General features: G+C 66.8%; 15 protein-coding genes and 1 pseudogene. 11 read left to right on the forward strand and 5 right to left on the reverse strand.

The genetic code is table 11. From position 1 onward, the window contains the following. The 3 genes from HMPREF9710_RS18130 to HMPREF9710_RS27280 all read left to right on the forward strand — a co-directional run. The coding region (locus HMPREF9710_RS18130; protein WP_005668706.1) for a DUF4118 domain-containing protein at positions 1-1,534 on the forward strand (1,534 nt) is incomplete at its 5' end. Further along, positions 1,527-2,219: a two-component system response regulator KdpE gene (gene kdpE / locus HMPREF9710_RS18135; protein WP_005668708.1), complete on the forward strand. Its 693-nt coding sequence runs from the start codon at positions 1,527-1,529 to the stop codon at positions 2,217-2,219. The genes HMPREF9710_RS18130 and kdpE, both read left to right, overlap by 8 nt. 122 nt (positions 2,220-2,341) lie before the next feature. Next, complete coding sequence (locus tag HMPREF9710_RS27280; RefSeq protein WP_081589957.1) at positions 2,342-2,563, forward strand: type II toxin-antitoxin system RelE/ParE family toxin; 222 nt, start codon at positions 2,342-2,344, stop codon at positions 2,561-2,563. Here the strand turns inward: HMPREF9710_RS27280 and HMPREF9710_RS18140 are convergent. Then, complete coding sequence (locus HMPREF9710_RS18140; protein WP_040775003.1) at positions 2,536-3,870, reverse strand: IS4 family transposase; 1,335 nt, start codon at positions 3,868-3,870, stop codon at positions 2,536-2,538. The two genes, HMPREF9710_RS27280 and HMPREF9710_RS18140, sit on opposite strands and share 28 nt — an antisense overlap. A gap of 130 nt (positions 3,871-4,000) precedes the next feature. Here HMPREF9710_RS18140 and HMPREF9710_RS27285 point away from each other — a divergent pair. Beyond that, positions 4,001-4,114, forward strand: a pseudogene (locus HMPREF9710_RS27285) (type II toxin-antitoxin system RelE/ParE family toxin); the annotation flags it as partial. Between the two features lie 18 nt (positions 4,115-4,132). Continuing rightward, positions 4,133-4,405, forward strand: coding sequence for a HigA family addiction module antitoxin (locus tag HMPREF9710_RS18145; RefSeq protein ID WP_005668709.1), 273 nt, complete (start codon positions 4,133-4,135; stop codon positions 4,403-4,405). Between the two features lie 29 nt (positions 4,406-4,434). Here the strand turns inward: HMPREF9710_RS18145 and HMPREF9710_RS18150 are convergent, their stop codons facing one another. After that, positions 4,435-4,854: a putative quinol monooxygenase gene (locus HMPREF9710_RS18150; RefSeq protein WP_005668710.1), complete on the reverse strand. Its 420-nt coding sequence runs from the start codon at positions 4,852-4,854 to the stop codon at positions 4,435-4,437. A gap of 95 nt (positions 4,855-4,949) precedes the next feature. On the opposite strand from HMPREF9710_RS18150, the gene HMPREF9710_RS18155 reads away from it, so the two are divergent. Further along, positions 4,950-6,584 (forward strand): M28 family peptidase, encoded by a 1,635-nt coding sequence (locus HMPREF9710_RS18155; protein WP_005668711.1) that lies wholly within the window; start codon positions 4,950-4,952, stop codon positions 6,582-6,584. Position 6,585: 1 nt separating this feature from the next. On the opposite strand, the gene HMPREF9710_RS18160 is transcribed toward HMPREF9710_RS18155, so the two are convergent. Continuing rightward, positions 6,586-9,147, reverse strand: a complete 2,562-nt coding sequence (locus HMPREF9710_RS18160) for a hybrid sensor histidine kinase/response regulator (protein ID WP_229409857.1) — start codon at positions 9,145-9,147, stop codon at positions 6,586-6,588. Positions 9,148-9,270: 123 nt separating this feature from the next. Beyond that, positions 9,271-9,801: a GNAT family N-acetyltransferase gene (locus HMPREF9710_RS18165; RefSeq protein ID WP_005668714.1), complete on the reverse strand. Its 531-nt coding sequence runs from the start codon at positions 9,799-9,801 to the stop codon at positions 9,271-9,273. 237 nt (positions 9,802-10,038) lie between these two features. Between HMPREF9710_RS18165 and HMPREF9710_RS18170 the strand changes: the two genes are divergently transcribed. From HMPREF9710_RS18170 to HMPREF9710_RS18185, 4 genes are all read left to right on the forward strand, one after another. Then, positions 10,039-10,509, forward strand: a complete 471-nt coding sequence (locus tag HMPREF9710_RS18170; RefSeq protein ID WP_005668716.1) for a chemotaxis protein CheW — start codon at positions 10,039-10,041, stop codon at positions 10,507-10,509. Positions 10,510-10,522: 13 nt separating this feature from the next. Continuing rightward, entirely contained in the window at positions 10,523-12,214 is a 1,692-nt protein-coding gene (locus HMPREF9710_RS18175) for a methyl-accepting chemotaxis protein (RefSeq protein WP_005668717.1), read from the forward strand. Between the two features lie 194 nt (positions 12,215-12,408). Further along, positions 12,409-14,067, forward strand: a complete 1,659-nt coding sequence (locus tag HMPREF9710_RS18180) for a methyl-accepting chemotaxis protein (RefSeq protein ID WP_005668719.1) — start codon at positions 12,409-12,411, stop codon at positions 14,065-14,067. A gap of 225 nt (positions 14,068-14,292) precedes the next feature. Further along, complete coding sequence (locus HMPREF9710_RS18185) at positions 14,293-15,933, forward strand: methyl-accepting chemotaxis protein (protein WP_005668721.1); 1,641 nt, start codon at positions 14,293-14,295, stop codon at positions 15,931-15,933. Between the two features lie 128 nt (positions 15,934-16,061). Here the strand turns inward: HMPREF9710_RS18185 and HMPREF9710_RS18190 are convergent, their stop codons facing one another. Continuing rightward, positions 16,062-17,096 carry a porin gene (locus HMPREF9710_RS18190; RefSeq protein WP_005668723.1) on the reverse strand — a complete coding sequence of 345 codons (1,035 nt, stop codon included), beginning with the start codon at positions 17,094-17,096 and terminating at the stop codon, positions 16,062-16,064. A 614-nt stretch (positions 17,097-17,710) separates the two neighbouring features. On the opposite strand from HMPREF9710_RS18190, the gene HMPREF9710_RS18195 reads away from it, so the two are divergent. Next, positions 17,711-20,392: a TonB-dependent receptor gene (locus HMPREF9710_RS18195; RefSeq protein ID WP_005668724.1), complete on the forward strand. Its 2,682-nt coding sequence runs from the start codon at positions 17,711-17,713 to the stop codon at positions 20,390-20,392. The last annotated feature ends 1 nt before the right edge of the window (position 20,393 follow it).

The raw sequence follows: 20,393 nt of genomic DNA on the forward strand, positions 1-20,393 counted from the left end.
GCCGCGGCGCCAGCCGCTGTCCTCGCACGCCTGGGCGGCCGGGGCCAGCCTGCTGGCGGCGGCGCTGGCCGCGCCGCTGAGCGGCCGCTTCGACCTGGTCAACATCGCCATGATGTTCTTGCTGGTGGTGCTGCTGGTGGCGGTGCGCTTCGGCCGTGCGCCGTCGGTCACCGCCACCTGCGTCGGCGTGGCCTGCTTCGATTTTTTCTATGTGCCGCCACGCTTCACTTTTGCGGTATCGGATTTCCAGTATGTGGTCACTTTCGGCGTCATGCTGGCGGTGGGGCTGATCACCGGACACCTGACGGCCGGGCTGCGCTTCCAGGCGCGCGCCGCCGGCGAGCGCGAGCGGCGGGTGCGCGCGCTGTACGAGTTTGCGCGCGAACTGTCCGGCGTGCTGGCGGCCTCGCAGGTGTTCGAATCGAGCCGCGCCGTGATCCAGAATGCCTTCGGCGCCCGTGCCACCCTGCTGGTGCCGGATGCCGAAGGGCGGCTCGGCATGCCGCCGGCGGACGATGGCGGCTTGGGCCCGCCGCTGCCGCCCGACGTCGATCCGGGCGTGGCGCAGTGGGCCTTCGACCATGCCCAGCCGGCGGGCCTGGGCACCGACACCTTGCCGGCCAGCCCCCTGTTCTACCTGCCGCTGGTGGCGCCGATGCGCACCCGCGGCGTGCTGGCGATCGCGCCGGAAGGCGGGCGCTGGGTGCTGGCGCCCGAGCAGCGGCGCCAGCTCGACGCGCTGGCGGCGCTGGCCGCGATCGCGCTCGAGCGCGTGCACTATGTCGAGGTGGCCCAGGCGGCCCTGGTGGACATGGCGTCCGAACGCCTGCGCAATTCGCTGCTGGCGGCCCTGTCGCACGACCTGCGCACGCCGCTCACGGCCCTGGTCGGGCTGTCCGAATCGCTGCTGCGGGGCGAGGCGCTGCCGGAGACGCCGCGCGCGCTGGCGCAGTCGCTGCACGACGAAGCGGTGCGCATGGGCGCCCTGGTCGCCAACCTGCTCGACATGGCGCGCATCGAGAGCGGCGAAGTGCGCTTCAACCTCGAATGGCAGGCGCTCGAAGAAGTGGTCGGCAGCGCGCTGCGCGCCTGCGGCGCCGCCTTGCGCAATCACACGGTCGCGGTGCGGCTGCCGCCCGACCTGCCCTTGGTGAGATTCGATGCGGTGCTGATCGAGCGGGTGCTGTGCAACCTGGTCGAGAATGCCGCAAAATACACGCCTGGCGGCTCGCGCATCGAGATCGCGGCCGGCCGGCGCGGCGCCTGGATCGACGTCACGGTGGTCGACGACGGTCCCGGCCTGCGTCCGGGCAGCGAAGAAGCGATCTTCGAGAAGTTCACGCGCGGCGAACGCGAGTCGGCCTTGCCCGGCGTCGGATTGGGCCTGGCGATCTGCCGCGCGATCGTGGAGGCGCACGGCGGCGCGATCCGGGCCTGCGCGTCGCCCCTGGGCGGCGCCGGCTTCGTGTTCTCGCTGCCGGCCGGCACGCCGCCCGCGCTTGACGCGCCTTCGATGGAAAGAGACGATGACTGACGCCCCCTGCGCCTTGCTGGTCGAGGACGAACCCCACATCCGCCGCTTCGTGCGCGCCGCCCTGGAGCAGGAAGGCTGGCAGGTGCACGAGTCGGCGAGCATGGGGCGGGGGCTGATCGACGCCGGCACGCGCCGCCCCGACCTGGTGGTGCTGGATCTCGGCCTGCCCGACGGCGACGGCATCGAGTTCATCCAGGACGTGCGCAAATGGTCGACGGTGCCGATCATCGTGCTGTCGGCGCGCGTGGCCGAGGGCGAAAAGATCCGCGCGCTCGACGCCGGCGCCGACGACTACTTGACCAAGCCGTTCGGCACCGGCGAGCTGCTGGCGCGCGTGCGCGCCACCTTGCGCCGCCAGCGCCAGGCCGGCGCCGGCGGCGACGGCACGGTCCATTTCGGCGACGTGACCGTCGACCCGCAGGCGCGCGCGGTCACCCGCAACGGCGAGCACGTGCACCTGACGCCGACCGAGTACCGCCTGCTGTCGGTGCTGGCCGCCAACGCCGGACGGGTGATGACCAATCCCCAGCTGCTGCGGGCGGTGTGGGGGCCGGGGCACGTCGAGAGCGGCCACTACCTGCGCATCTACATGGGCCACCTGCGCCACAAGCTCGAAGCCGATCCGGCCCAGCCGCGTCATCTGCTGACCGAGACCGGCGTGGGCTACCGACTTTGGCTCGGCTAGCGGCACCGGTTTTTCGATCTTCCTTGCCCTCCATCAACGTCGAGTCGTGCGGTGATGTTGAGAACGGGTGAATCCGCGATAGCGTGTTGTATCTAGTGGCGATACACGATACAATAAATCGCATGATAAAGGATTTCAGGCACAAAGGGCTGCAACGTTTCTTTGAAACGGGGAGTAAGGCCGGTATCCAGGCAGCGCATGCCATCAAGCTGCAATTGCAGCTTGCGGCTTTGCACAATGCGACCAAGCCCGAGGATATGGGGGCGCCAGCGTGGGCATTGCACCCGCTACAAGGCACCTCGTTATACACAACTCGTCAGTCTCCAAGTTCGCGTAGTGCTTGAAGGGTGAGAGCTGAGGCGCGCACGTCGCGCAGCCCTTCCCAGAGGGTCTTGGCACCAGGTTCGCCATCACCTTTTCGGCCCAAGAAGCCGCCCGCGCGGGCGATCAAGCGTATTACTTCGTTTAACGCCGGGTTGGGCTGGGGGCGTAATTTGTTGAGCAAGTAGGCGCCGCGTATCTCATCGGGATCAAAGAACAAGTGGGCATCCAGGTTCGGGCAGGTACGGCCCATGCGTACCAGATAGGCAATGCGCCAGGCTACGACCAAGTACAGCGCCAGTGCGCGCTCGATGCGCTCGATCGTGCCCAGCTGAAGTTCCTCGACCTTGCAGCCGTTCTTGAGCACATTGAACAGCATTTCAATTTCCCAGCGGGCGCGATACCAGTCGATCAATTCGGCCACCTCGGCCGCGCTGGTGGCGACCCGGTTCGTCAGCAGGCGCCATTCGATCGGCTTGACGCCGGCCGGAGCGCCGTGTTCACGCGCCACGATGCATGTGGCGGTCACCACCTTGCCCTTGCCCGCGTTCAGTTCGACCCGGCGTGCCCACAGCTGCTGGCGCACGATGCGCGCCTTGGCGCCCGGCCGCGCGGCCAGCGCGAACTCGATTTCCCCCAGCGGCGCGCCTTCCGTGGCATGCGGCCACAGCTTCTCGCTGTTGGGCAAGCAGCGGTTGTGCGCGGCGCGCACCAGCCAGTCCACCGGGCAGTCGAGCTGCTGCGCCCGCGCCATCAAGGGCAGCATGTCCGCCTCGCGGTCGGCCACATACACCAAGCGCGTGGCGGGCAGGCGCGGTGCCAGTTCCGCCAGTCTTTCGTAGCCTTCGATCCAGCGCAGGCTTTCCTTGGGGCCGCCGCGCTGGCCGTTGGTGTCGCGCAGCGCGCGCGCCCACATCCACACGTCCAGGATCCCCAGCGGCTCGCGCGCCGTCGTCACCGCGTAGGTGGGGTGGACGTACATGCCGCGCTGCGCTTCATAGCTGAGCGGTCCGAGGCCGCGCGCCTGCTGTCCGTTAAAGTCCAGTTCGGTCGTGTCCTGCAGACACAGCACCACCGACTGCTCGGCCATTCGCTGTTCCGTTTGCTGCCAGTGCGGCTCCAGGATTGCCCGCCAGTCGACGCCGTCATTGTCGAAGAAGCGATACGCGGCCATCGTCTCACCCCAGCCGTTACAGGCCTTTGGCACGCTCGCCGTCGGTGCCCCCGCCATTGTTTCCATCAGTGTCCTCGCTCGCCGGTTCAGGCGCGCGTCGCCCAGGTCGAGTTGCTCAAACTCCGAATCGGTCCATCCCTTCGATTTGCTCGCCAATTGCGCCACGCAAAAGACGAGAGTAAACGCGATTTTGCAAAGGTTTACAAGGGCGCTGGCAAGTCATTGAAAGTAAACGGGATTTTCAGCCGGCGTGGTGAGGCTGGCGGACTTGTGTATAACGAGGTGGCTACAAGGGAGCCTGAAAGGCCATTGGGCAATTAAGGTCAACGGTAACTGGCGAATGACCTTCAAGTTCGAAGGTACGGACGCGATTGTGGTTGACTACCAGGACTATCATTAAGGATCAGGGAGGATAAAAATGCGTATGTTTAATCCGCCGCATCCCGGCGAGGTGATCAAGGAGTACCTCGGTGATGTCACCGTGACCGAGGCGGCAGCCAAGATGGGTGTGAGTCGTGTCACGCTCCAGCGCGTCGTGAGCGGTTCGGCTGGAGTTTCACCGGACATGGCCTTTCGGCTTGGCGCAGCGTTCGGAACGAGCGCGGAAATGTGGTATGGCATGCAGGCGCAATATGACCTCGACGTTGCCAGCAAGGTTGAGCGTCCACATATCGAGCGCATTGCAGCCTGAAAGATTCCTGTTGCCCCTGGTAAGTATGTCTACTTCTTCAACAGGCCGTGGCCGCCGACCGGTTCGGTTTCGAAGCGCTCGCCGAAGCCGGCGATCAGCGGCCGGCCTTTCGCGATCGCAGCCTGCACCGAGGGCAGTGACAGCGAAGCCTTGTGGCTGGCCTGGTCTGTCCAGGTCTCGGTGATCCAGATGGCGTCGGCATCCTGCGCGTCCTTCGCGATCACGTAGGCCAGGCAGCCGGGCATGCCGGCGGTGCCATCCAGCAGGATGGCGATGAGTGCGTCGCGCTGGCCTGGCTGGGCGCGCATTTTTCCGATCAAGCCGTACATCCGGGGTTTCTCCATGGTGGTCGTGGTGGTCGTGGTGGTCGTGGTGGCAGGTGAGGCGTGTGCGCCGGCCAGGGGCATGGCGGAGAGAAAGCCGATGGCGGTGCGTCGTGATATGGGCATGCTTGCTTCCTTCTGGCGTCATTCCTGGGTTACCGGCAGTATAAGGCCCTGTTGGTTTAAGATGGTCTTTTTCACCACACTGTCACGGAACATCGATGCGACTTCATCCCCTTGCCCTGGCCGCCAGCGCCGTCGTCCTCACCCTGTCACAGGCAGCGCACGCCCAGCAGCCGTCCGCCATTTCGGAAACCGCGCTGCGCGCGCATCTGTCCTTCCTGGCCGATGACCTGCTCGAAGGCCGCGGCACCGGCCAGCGCGGCGGCGACCTGACGGTGCGCTACCTCGAGACCCAGGCCGCCCTGATCGGCCTGCAGCCGATCCCCGGCGGCGGCTATCGCCAGAAGGTCGAGATCGAGGGCAGCAAGCTGGTCGAGGGCAGCGCCACCTTCACGGCTGGCGGCAAGACCATCAAGCCGGAACTCGGCAAGGATATCGTGATGGGCACCAAGAGCGGCAAGCAGAACGTGGCCTTCGATGCGCCGCTGGTCTTCGTCGGCTACGGCGCCGCCGCGCCCGAGGAAAACTGGGACGACTACAAGGGCCTGGACGCCAAGGGCAAGATCCTGGTCATGATGGTCGACGATCCGCAGCCCACTGCCGAGGAACCGAACCGCTTCGCCGGCAAGGCCTACACCTGGTACGGCCGCTGGGTCTATAAATTCGAGGAAGCCGCGCGCCGCGGCGCCGCCGGCGTGCTCCTGATCCACACCACGCGCTCCGCCTCGTACCCGTGGAGCGTGCCGGCCAACGGCTTCGGCAACGAGCGCTTCGGCCTCAAGGGCAACGGCAATCCGATGGAAGGCTGGCTGCACGAAGACACCGCGCGCGAACTGTTCGCCGCCGGCGGCCATGACCTGGACCAGTTGCGCGCCCAGGCCGAGCGGCGCGATTTCCGTCCGGTCGACCTGAAGGTGGCCGCCAAGGTCGCGCTGCGCTCGACCATCCGCCCGGTCGAACAGTTCAACGTGGTCGGCATCGTGCCCGGCAGCGACCCGAAGCTGAAGGAGCAGGCCGTGGTCTATTCCTCGCACTGGGATCACATGGGCATGGCGGAAGCGAAACCGGGTGACGATCCGAAGGCCGACCGCATCTACAACGGCGCGATCGACAACGCCTCGGGCACCGCCGCGCTGCTGGCGATGGCGGCCGAAGCCGTCAAGAAGCCGGCCAAGCGCACCCAGATCTTCCTGTGGCCGGCGGCCGAAGAGCAGGGGCTGCTGGGCGCCGCCGCCTACGTCGCCAAGCCGGTGTGGCCGCTGGCGCAGACCGCCGCCGACCTGAACCTGGACAGCCTGAACTTCGTGGGCCGCACCAGGGACATCGGCGTGGCCGGCGCCGAGCGCAGCTCGCTGTACGAGACCTCGCAGCAGGTGGCGAAATCGATGGGCCTGAAGATCGCGCCGGCCGTTCCCGACCTGTCGGGCGCCTACTTCCGCGCCGACCACTTCGCCTTCGCCAAGGCGGGCGTCCCGGCCTTCAACGTCGGCTCGGCCGTGTTCTCGGGCGACGGCCACTTCGAGTTCGAGCACCACCAGCACGAATCGAGCGCCAACATCAAGGGCTTCAAGGACCACTACCACCAGGTCAGCGACGAGTATCAATCGGAATGGGATCTGTCGGGCATGGTGCAGCAGGCCCAGTTCACGCTCAACCTCGGCTACGCGGTCGCCAACGCGCCGACCATGCCGACCTGGAAGAAGGGCGAAGCCTTCGGCAGCGTGAAGCGCTGATCTAGGCTGCCGCCAGGATCCGTTCCAGCTCGCCCATGTCGACCGGTTTCACCAGGTGATGGTCGAAACCGGCGCGGCGGCTGGCCTCGCGGTCCTGGGCCTGGCCGTAACCGGTGACCGCCACCAGCAGCGCACCAGAGGTGGCAGGGTGCGCGCGCAGGCGGCGCGCCAGTTCGTGTCCGTCCATGCCGGGCAGGCCGATGTCGAGCAGGCAGGCGTCGGGCGCGAACGCCCCGGCGCGCGCCAGCGCCGCGAACGGGTCGTGCTCGACCGCGACTTCGTGGCCGGCGGCGCCGAAATACATCGCCAGCACCTGGGCCGCGTCGACGTTGTCGTCCACCACCATCACCCTCAGGGCGCGCGCGGAGGGCGCCTGCGCCACGCCGTGCCCGGCGCCGGGCGCGCCCGTGCTGCGCTCGGCGCAGCGCGGCAGGGTCACCGTGAAGGTGCTGCCCTGGCCCTGCCCGGGGCTCTCCACCGCCACGCTGCCGCCGTGCAGCTGGACCAGGCTGCGCACCAGCGCCAGTCCGATGCCCAGGCCGCCCTGGGTGCGGTCCGGCGTGCGCTCGCCCTGCACGAACATCTCGAAGGCGCGCTCCAGCTCGTGCGGCAGCATGCCGATGCCGTTGTCGGCCACCACAATGCGCAGCGTCTTTTCCTCGAGTTCGAGCGCGACCGTGATATGGCCGCCCGAGGCGGTGAACTTGACCGCGTTGTGCAGCAGGTTGCCGACCACCTGCACCAGCCGCTTGCGGTCGCCCATCACCCAGGCCGGCGCCGGCAGCAGCGCGGTCTCCAGGCGGTGCCGCTTCTGGCGCAGCGGTTCGCCCACCTGTTCCAGCGCCTCGAGCACCACCTCGTTGACGTCGATGCGGGCCTTCGACAGCGCCACCAGGCCGCGCGTCACGCGCGAGACGTCCAGCAGGTCGTCGACCAGGCCGGCCATGTGGCGCGCCTGGCGCGCGATGATGCCGCTGATCTGGCGCGTGCGGCCCGGATCCAGGCCGTCCTGGCCCAGCAACTGGGCGCCCGAGGCGATCGGGGCCAGGGGATTCCTCAGTTCGTGCGCCAGCATGGCCAGGAACTCGTTCTTGCGGCGGTCGGCTTCGCGCAAGCCTTCCTCGGCGTTGACGCGGTCGGTGACGTCCTGGATGGTGCCGCGCACCGCCGTCACCCGGCCCTCGGCATCGTGCACGGCTTCGCAGTGCAGGTCGATCCAGATGCGGTGGCCCTCGCCGTGCAGCACCTGCAGCTGCAGGCGGCCGCTGCCGCCGTCGCGTTCGAGCTCGCGCAGCAGGGCGTCGACGCGTTCCCATGATTCCTCGGGCAGCAGGGTGCCGCGCTGCTGCGTGAACGGCGGCAGCGCGCGCCCGTAGATGTATGGCACCGATTCCGAGGTCTCGACCACGCCGGTCGCCAGCGTCAGGTGCCAGGTGCCGAAGCGCGCCATGCGGTGCGCGTCGCGCAGCTCGGCTTCCTTGACCGCCAGCGCCTGGGCGCGTTCGCCCAGCAGGCGCGAAGCGGCGCTGATCGCTTCGGCCACCTCGGCGGTCTCCTTGACGTAGGCCTGGGTGAAGCGCGGTGGGTCCTCGCCCTTGCCCAGCGCCACCGCCGGCGCCGTCAGGCCCTGGACCGAGCTGGCCAGCCGGCCGCCGATCTGCCATGCCAGCCACAGGCCGATCCCGAACAGCAGGGTGATGCCGATCAGGAGCGCCGCCAGCGGCTCGAACATGGCCTGGTTCAGGTTCGCGCGCGGCACGCCGATCGCCACGTGCCAGCCGGTGATGGGCGAGCGCGAGTAGAAGGTCAGCAGCGTCGTGCCCTCCTGCGAGACCGAGGGCACGATGCCTTCGCGCGCGCGCAGGATGGCGCGGTACAGGGGATCGGTGACGCGCTTGCCGACGAACAGCTCGGGGCTGAGGTTGCGCGCGAAGATGGTGCCGGCGGCGTCGACCACCGAGGCGCGCGCGCCGTCCGACACCGCCTTGGGCGACAGCATGTCGTCGAAGTAGTCGGGCCGCACGCCGATGCTCAGCACATAGGCGATGCGGCCGTCGACCCGCACCGGGACGTTGATGCTGACGGTGGGACGCTTGAGCACGGCGCTGGTGAACACCTCGGAGATCGAGGGTTTGCCGGTGGCGAACACGCTCTCGAGCTGCACCGTGTGTTCGAGCGGGAGCGTGGCGCCATACGGACGGCTGGTATTGAAGATCTGCTGTCCGCTGCGGTCGCGCAGGACGGCGCTCATGCCGGAGTCGGCCAGCTGCAGGGCTTCGCGCGCCTGGCGGTGCGCGCGCGCGAAGTCGGCGCTTTGCAGCGCGTCGAAGGTCGACAGCGTCTGGGCGATCGCCTGCGCCTGCAGCAGCTTGCTGTCGACCGTGTGCACCAGCGCGCGCACGGTCTGCATGGTGTTGCGTTCGTACTGGGCGCGGCTCTTGCGGTATTGATCGATGAACAATAGCGAGGCGCCGACCATGCCCGGCAGCAAGGTCGCCAGGACGAGCCAGAGCAGGTAGGCCCGCAGCGGCCTGCGGGTCATGGTGGAGGAGGCGCCAGTCACATTGCTTTCCAGAACATTTGAACCGGCGATTCTACGCGCAATCGTGCCGCCGCACACTGGGCGCGCGGTAGCGTGTGGCAGACGCCACGATGGCGCGACATCGCGGCGCGCGGCTGCCGCGGCTCAGGCGCGGCTGCGGGTGAACAGCGTCTTGTAGTAGATCGCCGTCGCGTGCCAGCGGCCGTTCGGGGTGCAGGCGTACTCGGGCAGTTCGCCGACCCGCTGGTAGCCGGCCTTGCGGTACAGCTGCTCGGCCTCGGAGCCGGCCGCCGTGTCGAGGTACAGCAGGCCGCGGCGCAGCGCCAGCGCCTCGATCTCGAGCGCCTGCATCAGGGCGGTGCCGATGCCCTTGCGGCGCTCGGTGCAATGCACCAGCACCTTCTGCACCTCGGCGCGGTTGTTGCCGTTGGGTTTCAGGCACAGGTCGAGCTGGGCGCTACCGACCAGGTTGCCGTCGCGCTCGGCCGCCAGCAGCACGCGCCGGCCGACGCCGACCTCGTCCGCCACGCCCTGCCAATAGGCGTCGAGTCCGTCCTGGTCGAGGCCGTTGAGAAAGCCGAGCGAATGGCCATCGGCGACGGCATCGAGCAGCAGCGTGGCCAGTTGCGGCTTGCGTTCGGCGATGGCGCGCGGGTCGAGTCGGCGGATGATCATGGGGGCTCCCGGGTGCTGGATAAGTGATGTTATTTCTCTAGCACAATTCGTGCCAATGCAATTTCATCGTAGGTAATAAGCGGTTCAAACCCGTTGCAATGGCGCCATACTTACGGCCGAAACGGGGAAAAATTTACAGATCTTAACAATTGACCATCGACACCACGAATTGCTGCTTGTACTGTATTTCCTCTTGGAAATTCAAACAATCCGGTCAGTCCGATACAAGGGGGTACGATGGAAACAGGCAACGAGAACGAAGTGCTGTCTTTCCGGCTAGGGAAGGAAGAGTACGCAATTAGTATCCTCAAGGTACAGGAAATTCGGGGTTACGAAGCGCCTACCCGCCTGGCCAGCGCTCCCGACTACCTGAAGGGCATCATCAATCTGCGCGGCGCCATTGTTCCGATCGTCGACATGCGCCTGAAGTTCGGCATCGGCGAGGCGGTGTATGACGCTTTTACCGTGGTGATCATCCTGAACATCGAGCATCACGTGATCGGCATGGTGGTCGACAGCGTTTCGGACGTGGTGACCCTGACCCCGGAGCAGGTGCGGCCCGCCCCCGAGATGCAGGCCACGCTGGACGGCAACTGCCTGCTCGGCCTGGGCACCGTGGACGAGCGGATGCTGATCCTGCTCGATATCGACAAACTGATGCAGTCCGACGAGCTTGGACTGGTGGCGGCGCTGCCGCGCGCGGCTTGAGGACGCCACCAACATGAAACTGGCAAACCTGAACATCGGCAAGCGCCTGGCGCTGGGCTATGGCGTGATCTGCGCCATGCTGGTGGTGATGATCGTGATGAGCAATGCGATGCTGGGCCGGATCAATGCCGGCACCGACGAGATCGTCCACGGCCGCATGCCGCGCATCGCGCTGACCAACCAGATGCAGGCCGAGATCAACGACATCGCGATCGCGCTGCGCAATATGCTGCTGAGCACCGATGCGGCCGACCACGAGCGCCAGGTGCGCGACATCATGGCGTCGCGCGCGGCGATGGACGACATCCTGGCCAAGCTGAAGGACGCGCTGCACAACCCGCAGGCGCTGGCGCTGCTCGACCAGATGCGCAACGAGACCGCCCAATACAAGACGGGGCAGGACGCCATCATCCGGCACGTCGCCGCCGGCGACGTGGAGGCGGCGCGCACGCTGCTGAGCGAAGAACTGCGTCCGCTGCTGGTGCGGCTGAAGGGGGCGACCAGGGAGCAGACCGCCCTGCAGAACGAGATCGCCGACGCCGCGGCGCGCGATGCCGAAGCCACCTACCGCAACACCAGCGCGCTGATGTGGGGCCTCGGCGCCGCGGCGCTGGTCCTGGCGGCGCTGGTGGCCTGGTGGATCACCCGCTCGATCACGCGCCCGCTCGGCCGCGCGCTGGAAGTGGCCAATACCGTGGCCGCGGGGGACCTGACCAGCCGCATCGAGGTCACCACGCGCGACGAGACCGGCCAGCTGCTGCAGGCCCTCAAGACCATGAACGAGAGCCTGGCGCGCACCGTCGGCACCGTGCGCGTGGGCACCGACACCATCGCGGTGGCCGCCGGCCAGGTGGCGGTGGGCAGCCAGGACCTGTCGAGCCGCACCGAGCAGCAGGCATCGGCGCTGGAAGAAGCGGCGTCCTCGATGGAAGAGCTGACCTCGACCGTGCGCCAGAACGCCGACAATGCGCGCCAGGCCAATGTGCTGGCCGACGCCGCATCGAACGTGGCGGCCCGTGGCGGCGCCGTGATCGAACAGGTAGTGGGCACCATGGACGCCATCAATGCTTCCTCGGCCAGGATCAACGACATCATCGGCGTCATCGACGGCATCGCCTTCCAGACCAATATCCTGGCGCTGAACGCGGCGGTCGAAGCGGCGCGTGCGGGCGAGCAGGGCCGCGGCTTCGCCGTGGTGGCGAGCGAGGTGCGCAACCTGGCCCAGCGTTCGGCGGCGGCGGCCAAGGAGATCAAGGGGCTCATCGGCGACTCGAGCGGCAAGGTGGCCGACGGCAGCCGCCTGGTGGCCGAAGCCGGCGCCACGATGGCGGAGATCGTCGACAGCGTGCGCCGCGTGACCGACATCATGGGCGAGATCAGTTCCGCCAGCCTGGAGCAGACCGAGGGCATCGAGCAGATCAACGGGGCGGTGGCGCAAATGGACGAGGGCACGCAGCAGAACGCGGCCCTGGTCGAGGAAGCGGCGGCCGCGGCGGCGGCGCTGCGCGAGCAGTCGACCCGGCTGGCACAGGCGGTGTCGGTGTTCCGGATCGATGGCGAGCAGATGCTGGCGGCGTCGACCGCCGCGGTGGACGCATCGCCGGCTCCGGTCCGTCCAGCGCTGACCGTACGGAAGCCAGCCCCGAGGCCGGTCTCCACGCGAGGAAAAGCGACGGCGGACGCGGGAGCGTGGGAAGAATTCTGACGTCGTCACCGGCCCACGAGGAGGCAGGCCGCGGCCTGCCTTGTTTTCGCCTGGCGGTGGCGATCCACACGTCACCCACTCTTTTTTGAACTGGAAAATATTTATTCAACTTTAGAAGGACTGAACACCTACATGAAACTGCAGAACCTCCATATCGGAAGCGCCTGGGCCTTGGATTCGGCGCCGTCGGCCTGATGCTGGTCGTCATGCTCGGCCTGAGCAACGTCATGCTCGCCCGCGTCAACGACGGCACCCGCATGCTCGTCACCAACCGCATTCCCACGATCGACGCGACCGCGCGTCTCGAGTCCGAAAACAACAATATCGCGATCGCCCTGCGCAACATGATGCTCAACGCCGATGCGGCCGACCGCCAGAAGCAGGTCGACCAGATCATGGCCTCGCGCAAGATCATGGACGAGATGCTGGCCGCGCTGCGCACGACCATCACCACGCCGCAAGGACGCGAGATCCTGGAACGGATGGCGGCGGCGAACACCGGCTACCTGGCGGGCCAGGATGGGCTGCTCAAGCTGATCGCCGCCGGCGACGACGAGGGGGCGCGGGACTACCTGGTGCGCGAACTGCGTCCGCGCCTGGCGCAACTCAAGGGCGCCACCGCCGAGCAGACCAAGCTGCAGAAGGAGCTCAGCGTGCGCGCCGGGAATGAGGCCGAGGCGACCTATCGCAGCACGACCTGGCTGATGTCGATCGTGGGCGCGCTGGCGCTGGTGCTGGCCGCCGTGGTCGCGTGGTGGATCACGCGCTCGATCACGCGTCCCCTGGTGCGCGCGCTGGATGTGGCCAATACCGTGGCCGCGGGCGACCTGACCAGCCGTATCGACGTCACCAGCCGTGACGAGACCGGCCAATTGCTGCAGGCTCTCAAGAGCATGAACGAAAGCCTGGCGCGCACCGTGGGCACCGTGCGCGTGGGCACCGACACTATCGCTGTCGCTGCGGGCCAGGTGGCGGCGGGCAGCCGGGACCTTTCCAGCCGCACCGAACAGCAGGCGTCGGCGTTGGAAGAGACGGCATCGTCGATGGAAGAGCTGACCTCGACCGTCAAGCAGAACGCCGACAATGCGCGCCAGGCCAACAAGCTGGCCGAGTCGGCGTCGAACGTCGCCGCGCGCGGCGGTGAAGTCATTCACCAGGTCGTCAATACGATGGATGCGATCAATGCATCGTCCAGCAAGATCAACGACATCATCGGCGTCATCGACGGCATCGCCTTCCAGACCAATATCCTGGCGCTGAACGCGGCGGTGGAGGCGGCGCGCGCCGGCGAGCAGGGCAGGGGCTTCGCCGTGGTGGCGACCGAGGTGCGCAACCTGGCCCAGCGCTCGGCGGCGGCGGCCAAGGAAATCAAGGGGCTCATCGGCGACTCGAGCGGCAAGGTGGCCGACGGCAGCCGCCTGGTGGCCGAGGCGGGCGCGACGATGCAGGAGATCGTCGAGAGCGTGCGCCGCGTCACCGACATCATGGCCGAGATCAGCGCGGCCAGCCAGGAACAGACGGCCGGCATCGAACAGATCAACGGCGCGGTGGCGCAGATGGACGAAGGCACGCAGCAGAACGCCGCCCTGGTCGAAGAAGCCGCTGCGGCGTCGGCCTCGATGCAGGAGCAGGCGGCCAGGCTGGCGCAGGCGGTGGCGGTGTTCCGGATCGATGGCGAGCAGGCGCGGGCGGCGGCGGACATGGCGCCTGACGTGGCGGCAACCCCGCAGCGTGTCCTGGTGACGACGCAGACGAAGCCGGCGCCACGGGTGGCGCCGGCACGGACGGCCGTGCAGCCGGCAACTGCCAGGGCCAGGACGCCCGTTACTGCGGGAGAGTGGGAAGAGTTCTGATTCCAGGACATCCGACGAAAAACGGCAAGCCCAGGCTTGCCGTTTTTTTTGTAATTCTTGACATCAAACATTGTCAGAAACTTTGCATATCGTCCGAAAAACCTGGCTATCAGTCCAGTATTCCCGATTTGTTAGCGTGCACACATCGTCATAGTACGAACTGGAACTTACTCTAATTTCCGATTGGCAATATCTATTGTTAGACTGGAAATGAGGAGTACGACCATGAAGTTAGCAAACCTGAGTATCGGCAAGCGCCTGGCGCTGGGGTTCGGCGCCGTCAGCCTGATGCTGGTGCTGATCAGCGCCCTGAGCAACGCCTCGATCCTGCGCCTGAACAACGACACCAGGGAGATCGTCGAGCACCGCATCCCGGCCATCGAGATGAGCAACCGGGTCGAGGCCCAGATCAGCATCATCGCCATCGCCGTGCGCAATATGATGCTCAACGATGATCCGGCCGACCGCCAGCGGCAGGTCCAGGCGATCGAGGACGCGCGCAAGGTGATGACCACGACCCTGGTCGAGATCGAGCCGACCCTGATGGCGCACGCCGAATCGATCGGCATCCTGCGCCGCATGGAAACGGCCAGCGCCAGCTACCTGGCCGGCGCCGACCAGCTGGTCAAGCTGATCCAGGCGGGCGAGGACGCGCAGGCCAGGGCTTATCTTCTCAATGAGCTGCGTCCGCGCCTGGGCATCCTGAAGGAAGCCACCGGCGCCGAGCTGGCGCTGCAAAAGCAGTTCAGCGCGGCGGCGGCGCAGGACGCGGCCACGACCTACGGCAGCACCATCCGCCAGACCTGGGGCCTGGGCCTGTTCGCGCTGGCGCTGGCCGCGGGCATCGCCTTGTGGATCACGCGCTCGATCACGCGACCGGTGGCGCGCGCGCTGGAAGTGGCCAACACCGTGGCCGCGGGCGACCTCACCAGCCGCATCGAGGTCACCACCCGCGACGAAACGGGCCAGCTGCTGCAGGCCCTGAAGACCATGAACGACAGCCTGGCGCGCACCGTCGGCGCCGTGCGCGCCGGCACCGACACCATCGCGGTCGCGGCCGAGCAGGTCGCCGCCGGCAGCCTCGATCTGTCGAGCCGCACCGAGCAGCAGGCCGGCGCGCTGGAAGAAACCGCGTCGTCGATGGAAGAGCTGACCTCGACCGTGCGCCAGAACGCCGACAATGCGCGCCAGGCCAACAAGCTGGCCGAATCGGCGTCCGGCGTGGCCGCGCGCGGCGGCGAAGTCATCCACCAGGTGGTCGGCACGATGGACGAGATCCAGGCGTCTTCCAGCAAGATCGGCGACATCATCGGCGTCATCGACGGCATCGCTTTCCAGACCAATATCCTGGCGCTGAACGCGGCGGTGGAAGCGGCGAGGGCCGGCGAGCAGGGGCGCGGCTTCGCGGTGGTGGCGACCGAGGTGCGCAACCTGGCCCAGCGCTCGGCGGCGGCAGCCAGGGAAATCAAGGAGCTCATCGGCGACTCGAGCGACAAGGTGGCCAACGGCAGCCGGCTGGTGGCCCAGGCCGGCGCCACGATGGAGGAGATCGTCGACAGCGTGCGCCGGGTGACCGACATCATGGCCGAGATCAGCGCGGCCAGCCTGGAGCAGACCGCCGGCATCGAGCAGATCAACGGGGCGGTGGCGCAGATGGACGAAGGCACGCAGCAGAACGCGGCCCTGGTCGAGGAAACCGCCGCCGCATCGAATGCGATGCAGGAGCAGGCGGCGCGGCTGGCGCAGGCGGTGGCGGTGTTCCGGATCGCTGCCGGCCCGGCCGTGGAAGCGCCACGGCCCGTCGTCCGGGCGCCGGCGTCCAGGCGCCCTGCGGTTGCCGGTCCTGCGGCGGCGCCGGCGTTCTGAAGAAATCGAACGACAAAGAAATCGACAGGCCAAACAAAAACGGCAAGCCGCAAGGCTTGCCGTTTTTGTTGGCGTATTTCTTTGCAACCCGCACCGGGTGACGGGCACCCGGCTTGAGGCAGAGTCGCTTAGAACGAGTGACGCACGCCGATGTTGTAGACCTGTGGGTCCGCGCCGAAGGCGGTTGCAGGCAGGGCGATCGCGTTGCCCGAGCCAGCCAGCGTGAACACGCCGGTGCCGTTGTTGCGCAGTTTGGCGTACGAAGCGTACACGTTGGTGCGCTTCGACAGGGTGTAGGTGTAGGCCAGGGTGATTGCCTTGCCTTCCGCATCGCCCAGTTCCTGCTCTTGCTGCTGGTAGTTCAGGTAGACGCGGCTGGCGCCGAAGCCGTACGACACGCCGGCGTTCATCTGCTCGTACTTGTTGTCGATGCCGTTGGCGAATTCAGGATCGGCCGCCAGGTAGCCGCCGCGCAGTTCGAAGTTGCCGAACTTGTAGCCCAGGCCGACGCCGTATTCCTTGCTGTCGCCGCTCGGCAGGTCTTCACGATTCTGGTAGCCGGCGCCGACGTAGAAGCCCGCGTTCGCGTATTCCAGCGCCACACCGGTGATGTCGCCGGTATCCTGCAGGTCGGTCTCGTTACGCTCGCCCGCGCCGTAGGCTGCGCGCAGGGTGAAGCCGTTCAGGGCATTGCTCTGGTAGTTGACCGAGTTGTCCAGGCGGCGGGTCAGGCGGTTGGTGCCGAACGATGCCAGGTTCGAGCCGTAGAAGCCCTGGCCCAGGGTGTCCGAAGCGCTGGCGACGGCGGCGATCGGACCGTATTCACGGCCGACGGTCACGGTGCCGAAGGCGCCTTGCAGGCCGACCACGGCGCGGCGGTCGAACATGCGCGAGTTGGTCGCGCCGGTGTCGGCGGCGATCGCGGCTTCGATGTTGAACAGGGCTTTCAGGCCATTGCCCAGGTCTTCGGTGCCACGGAAGCCGAGACGGCTTGCCGACTGGGTGCCCGACGACACGACGGTGCGGCTGCTTTCGCCTGGCGCATCGTTGTTCTCGACGCCGATCGAAGCGTCGATCAAGCCGTACATGGTGACGCTGGTTTGTGCTTGGGCGACCAGCGGCAGTGCCGACACGATGGCGATGGCAAGAATTTTGTGCTTCATGGATGTCTCTCCAGTGTTTGTTTGTGAAATAGCCTATCCATCATGACATGCCAAGTGGACATTTGTCATCGGGCACGGTCCAATCGGAACAGGGTCGAAACCCCTCATTGACAAGCGAAAATTGCCCTTGTTCGACACCGCTTTTCATAGGAGAACCCTGTATTGGCGGGCTTTCTGTGAGCCTAGCGCAGGCGCGCCGCGCACTTTCAAATAATTGCCAATAATCAACTTATTGCGTTGCAATAACGCCACATTTTCGCCCTTGACATCTGTTGCAGTGCGCAATAACGGTGCGGGCTCGATGCGGAGCGGTAAGCGGCAGCCGCCGCCGAAGCGTGCATATATAGCGGCTCACGCTATTGCTCAAGATCAAATGGCAGTTCACATCGTTGTCATCGCACTATGCTTATGCGCTTTTTGCACCGCGGTAGTGCATCGCGATTTGCCGTTCCAGCGTCATCTTTCACGAGGAGCTTGACAGAAGCCTCGATACTTAAATCGGTATCGGAGCGCCAGAAAAATTGATTGGAACGTTCTCGATGGGCCGCCTACCATCATTGTCGAGTAGTACATAAATACAGCCGGATACCGGCATATAACGACAAAGGAGACATATGAAACGGTATGCACCGGGCTTCGTCACGCCCGTACTTTCCCCTGCCTCTCGGCCTGCTTCTCGGCCTGCTTCTCGTCCTGCTTCTCGTCCTGCTTCTCGTCCTTCTTCCCGCCGCTTCGCCCTGCGCGCCACCGTCGCCGCCCTGGCCGGCGCCGGCCTCGGCCTGACGTGCGCCACCGCGGGCGCCCAAGAAGCCGTCCCGCCCGACGCCGTGGTGACCGTCACCGGCACCCGCCAGGCTGCCCAGAGCGCCCAGGCCATCAAGCGCGACGCCGAGCAGCTGCTCGACTCCATCGTCGCCGACGACATCGGCAAGTTCCCCGACAAGAACGTGGCCGAGATCCTGGGCCGGGTGCCGGGCGTGCAGGTGATCCGCCAGAATGGCGAAGCCGGCAACGTCGTCATTCGTGGCCTGGGCGGCATCGTCACCCTGTACAACGGCCGCGAGATGTTCACCGCGGCCGGCCGCAGCCTGTTCCTGGCCGACGTGCCGGTGGCGATGCTGCAGCGGGTCGACGTCTATAAATCGCAGGGCGCCGACATGGTCGAAGGCGGCACCTCGGGCGTGATCGACGTGCGCACCAACCGTCCGTTCGACTTCAAGGGGGCCCAGGCCGCCTTCAACTTGCGCGGCGAACACCGCGACAAGGCCGACAAGGTCGACCCCAACGTCTCCGGCCTGCTGTCGAACCGCTGGAAGACCGGCATCGGCGAGATCGGGGTGCTGGGCGGCCTGTCCTACCAGCGCGGACGCTACCACGACGAAACTGCCTTCGTCGGCGAGCCGCGCACCCTCGACAGCGGCGTGATCGGCGCGCCGTCGATGGGGCGGGTGATGACCGGCGGCGACCGCGAACGCCTGGCCGGCAACCTGTCGGTCCAGTGGCGGCCGACGAGAGACCTCGAGGTCTATGCCGAGAGCTTCTCGACCAGGATCGAGCACGACTCGCAGAGCATCTTTTTTGTTGGCGACCTGCCGATCAACAACCCGGGAGCGACGGTCACCACCATGCCCGGCTCGAACTACCTGGGCTCGATCAGCCACCCGGACGTGAATACCTTCACCCTGAGCTCGACCCAGGCGCGGCGCGAGGTCGCCGAGACCCACCAGGCGGCGGTCGGCGCGATCTGGAAGGCGATGCCCGGCGTGCGCGTGAGCACCGAGCTGGTTCGCACGATCAGCAAGCACGGCATGAAGAACCCGATCCTGGACACCGTGATGGACCGCTCCAAGGCCATCCACGCCGAGGTGCGCGACGGCGGCGGCTACCTCGCGTACCCGGGCACCGATATGACGGACCCCGCCAACTGGACCATGTTCGCCCTGTTCGACAACCACAACCGCTCGCGCGGCGCCGCCAACGACTGGCGCGGCGACGTGGCCTGGACGCCTGAGAATGACGGCTTCTTCAGGGAACTCAGCGCCGGGGTGCGCTACGCGGAACGCGACGCCACTTTCGTCCACGAGCTCAATGGCCACTCGCCGGCTCCCAATCTGTGGTCGCCGAACGCCATCCGCGTCACCGACTTCCCGGGCCTGAACTGCACCAGCCCCGAGACCGGCGGCAACTATGGCATGAACCAGTTCTACGCGCCCTGCATGGATTACCTGCTGGACCACACCGGCGACATCCGCCAGGCGATCCGTGGCGACCGCGATCCGCGGCCGGACAATCCGCAATCGTTCTATGCCGACCGCGAACAGACCAGCGCCATCTACCTGAAGGCCAATTTCGGCTTCGACGCCTGGTCGCTGCCGATCGACGGCACCGCCGGCCTGCGCTACGTGAAGACGAAGCAGCGTGTCGAAGGCTTCTCGGCGCGCGAGGGCGTGGTGTCGCCGACCACGGTCTCGTCCACCACCAGCGACGTGCTCCCGAGCCTGTCGCTGCGGGCTCACTTTCGCCAGGACCTGATCGGCCGCCTGTCGGCCAGCAAGGCGATCGAGCGCGCGCCGTTCGCCGACTTCAACCCGGGCCTGGCGCTGTTCCCGTCGACCACGACCACCCTGGCCACCGGCACCGCCGGCAACCCGGACCTCAAGCCGCAAGAGGCGCGCAACGTCGACCTGGCCCTGGAATGGTATTTCGCGCCGGCCGGCTCGATCACCGGCACGCTGTTCCAGCACGACTACGACAACTACCTGCGCCGCAGCGCGCGGCCCGAGGTGCACGATGGCGACATCTATAACGTCAGCCGTCCGTATAACGCGGTCGAGGGCAAGCTGAAGGGCGCCGAACTGGCATACCAGCAGTTCTACACGCAGCTCCCGGGCTGGCTGGGCGGGCTGGGCATGCAGGCCAACGTCACCTGGATGGATGGCGGCCTGGCCGAGGCGGACGGCACCATCAACACCTTCGCCGGCATGTCGAAGCTGTCGGCCAACGTGGTCGCCCTGTACGAGTACGGCAAGTGGTCGGCGCGCCTGGCCTACAGCTGGCGCGACAAGTTCACCGCCGAGTACAACTACCGCGCGCTGCCGTACAACATCGTCGTCGACCCGCTCAAGACCCTGGACGCTTCGGTGTCGTACAAGCTGACCGACAGCCTGACCCTGACCCTGGACGGCAGCAACCTGCTGGACCAGGCCTACCACGACTACCACAGCGTGCCGCAGCTGCCGCGCGACGTGCGCCGCTATGACCGGGTGGTGGGGCTGGCGCTCAGGTGGCGCAACTGAG

The sequence above is a fragment of the Massilia timonae CCUG 45783 genome (genome assembly GCF_000315425.1).
GTDB classification, from domain to species: domain Bacteria; phylum Pseudomonadota; class Gammaproteobacteria; order Burkholderiales; family Burkholderiaceae_D; genus Telluria; species Telluria timonae.

Bases quoted from the DNA above. Each gene is read 5' to 3' on its own strand.
- kdpE (WP_005668708.1), top strand. From the start codon at position 1,527: ATGACTGACGCCCCCTGCGCCTTGCTGGTCGAGGACGAACCCCACATC.
- HMPREF9710_RS27280 (WP_081589957.1), top strand. From the start codon at position 2,342: ATGATAAAGGATTTCAGGCACAAAGGGCTGCAACGTTTCTTTGAAACG.
- HMPREF9710_RS18145 (WP_005668709.1), top strand. From the start codon at position 4,133: ATGCGTATGTTTAATCCGCCGCATCCCGGCGAGGTGATCAAGGAGTAC.
- HMPREF9710_RS18150 (WP_005668710.1), bottom strand. From the start codon at position 4,854: ATGCCCATATCACGACGCACCGCCATCGGCTTTCTCTCCGCCATGCCC.
- HMPREF9710_RS18155 (WP_005668711.1), top strand. From the start codon at position 4,950: ATGCGACTTCATCCCCTTGCCCTGGCCGCCAGCGCCGTCGTCCTCACC.
- HMPREF9710_RS18165 (WP_005668714.1), bottom strand. From the start codon at position 9,801: ATGATCATCCGCCGACTCGACCCGCGCGCCATCGCCGAACGCAAGCCG.
- HMPREF9710_RS18170 (WP_005668716.1), top strand. From the start codon at position 10,039: ATGGAAACAGGCAACGAGAACGAAGTGCTGTCTTTCCGGCTAGGGAAG.
- HMPREF9710_RS18175 (WP_005668717.1), top strand. From the start codon at position 10,523: ATGAAACTGGCAAACCTGAACATCGGCAAGCGCCTGGCGCTGGGCTAT.
- HMPREF9710_RS18180 (WP_005668719.1), top strand. From the start codon at position 12,409: ATGCTGGTCGTCATGCTCGGCCTGAGCAACGTCATGCTCGCCCGCGTC.
- HMPREF9710_RS18185 (WP_005668721.1), top strand. From the start codon at position 14,293: ATGAAGTTAGCAAACCTGAGTATCGGCAAGCGCCTGGCGCTGGGGTTC.
- HMPREF9710_RS18190 (WP_005668723.1), bottom strand. From the start codon at position 17,096: ATGAAGCACAAAATTCTTGCCATCGCCATCGTGTCGGCACTGCCGCTG.
- HMPREF9710_RS18195 (WP_005668724.1), top strand. From the start codon at position 17,711: ATGAAACGGTATGCACCGGGCTTCGTCACGCCCGTACTTTCCCCTGCC.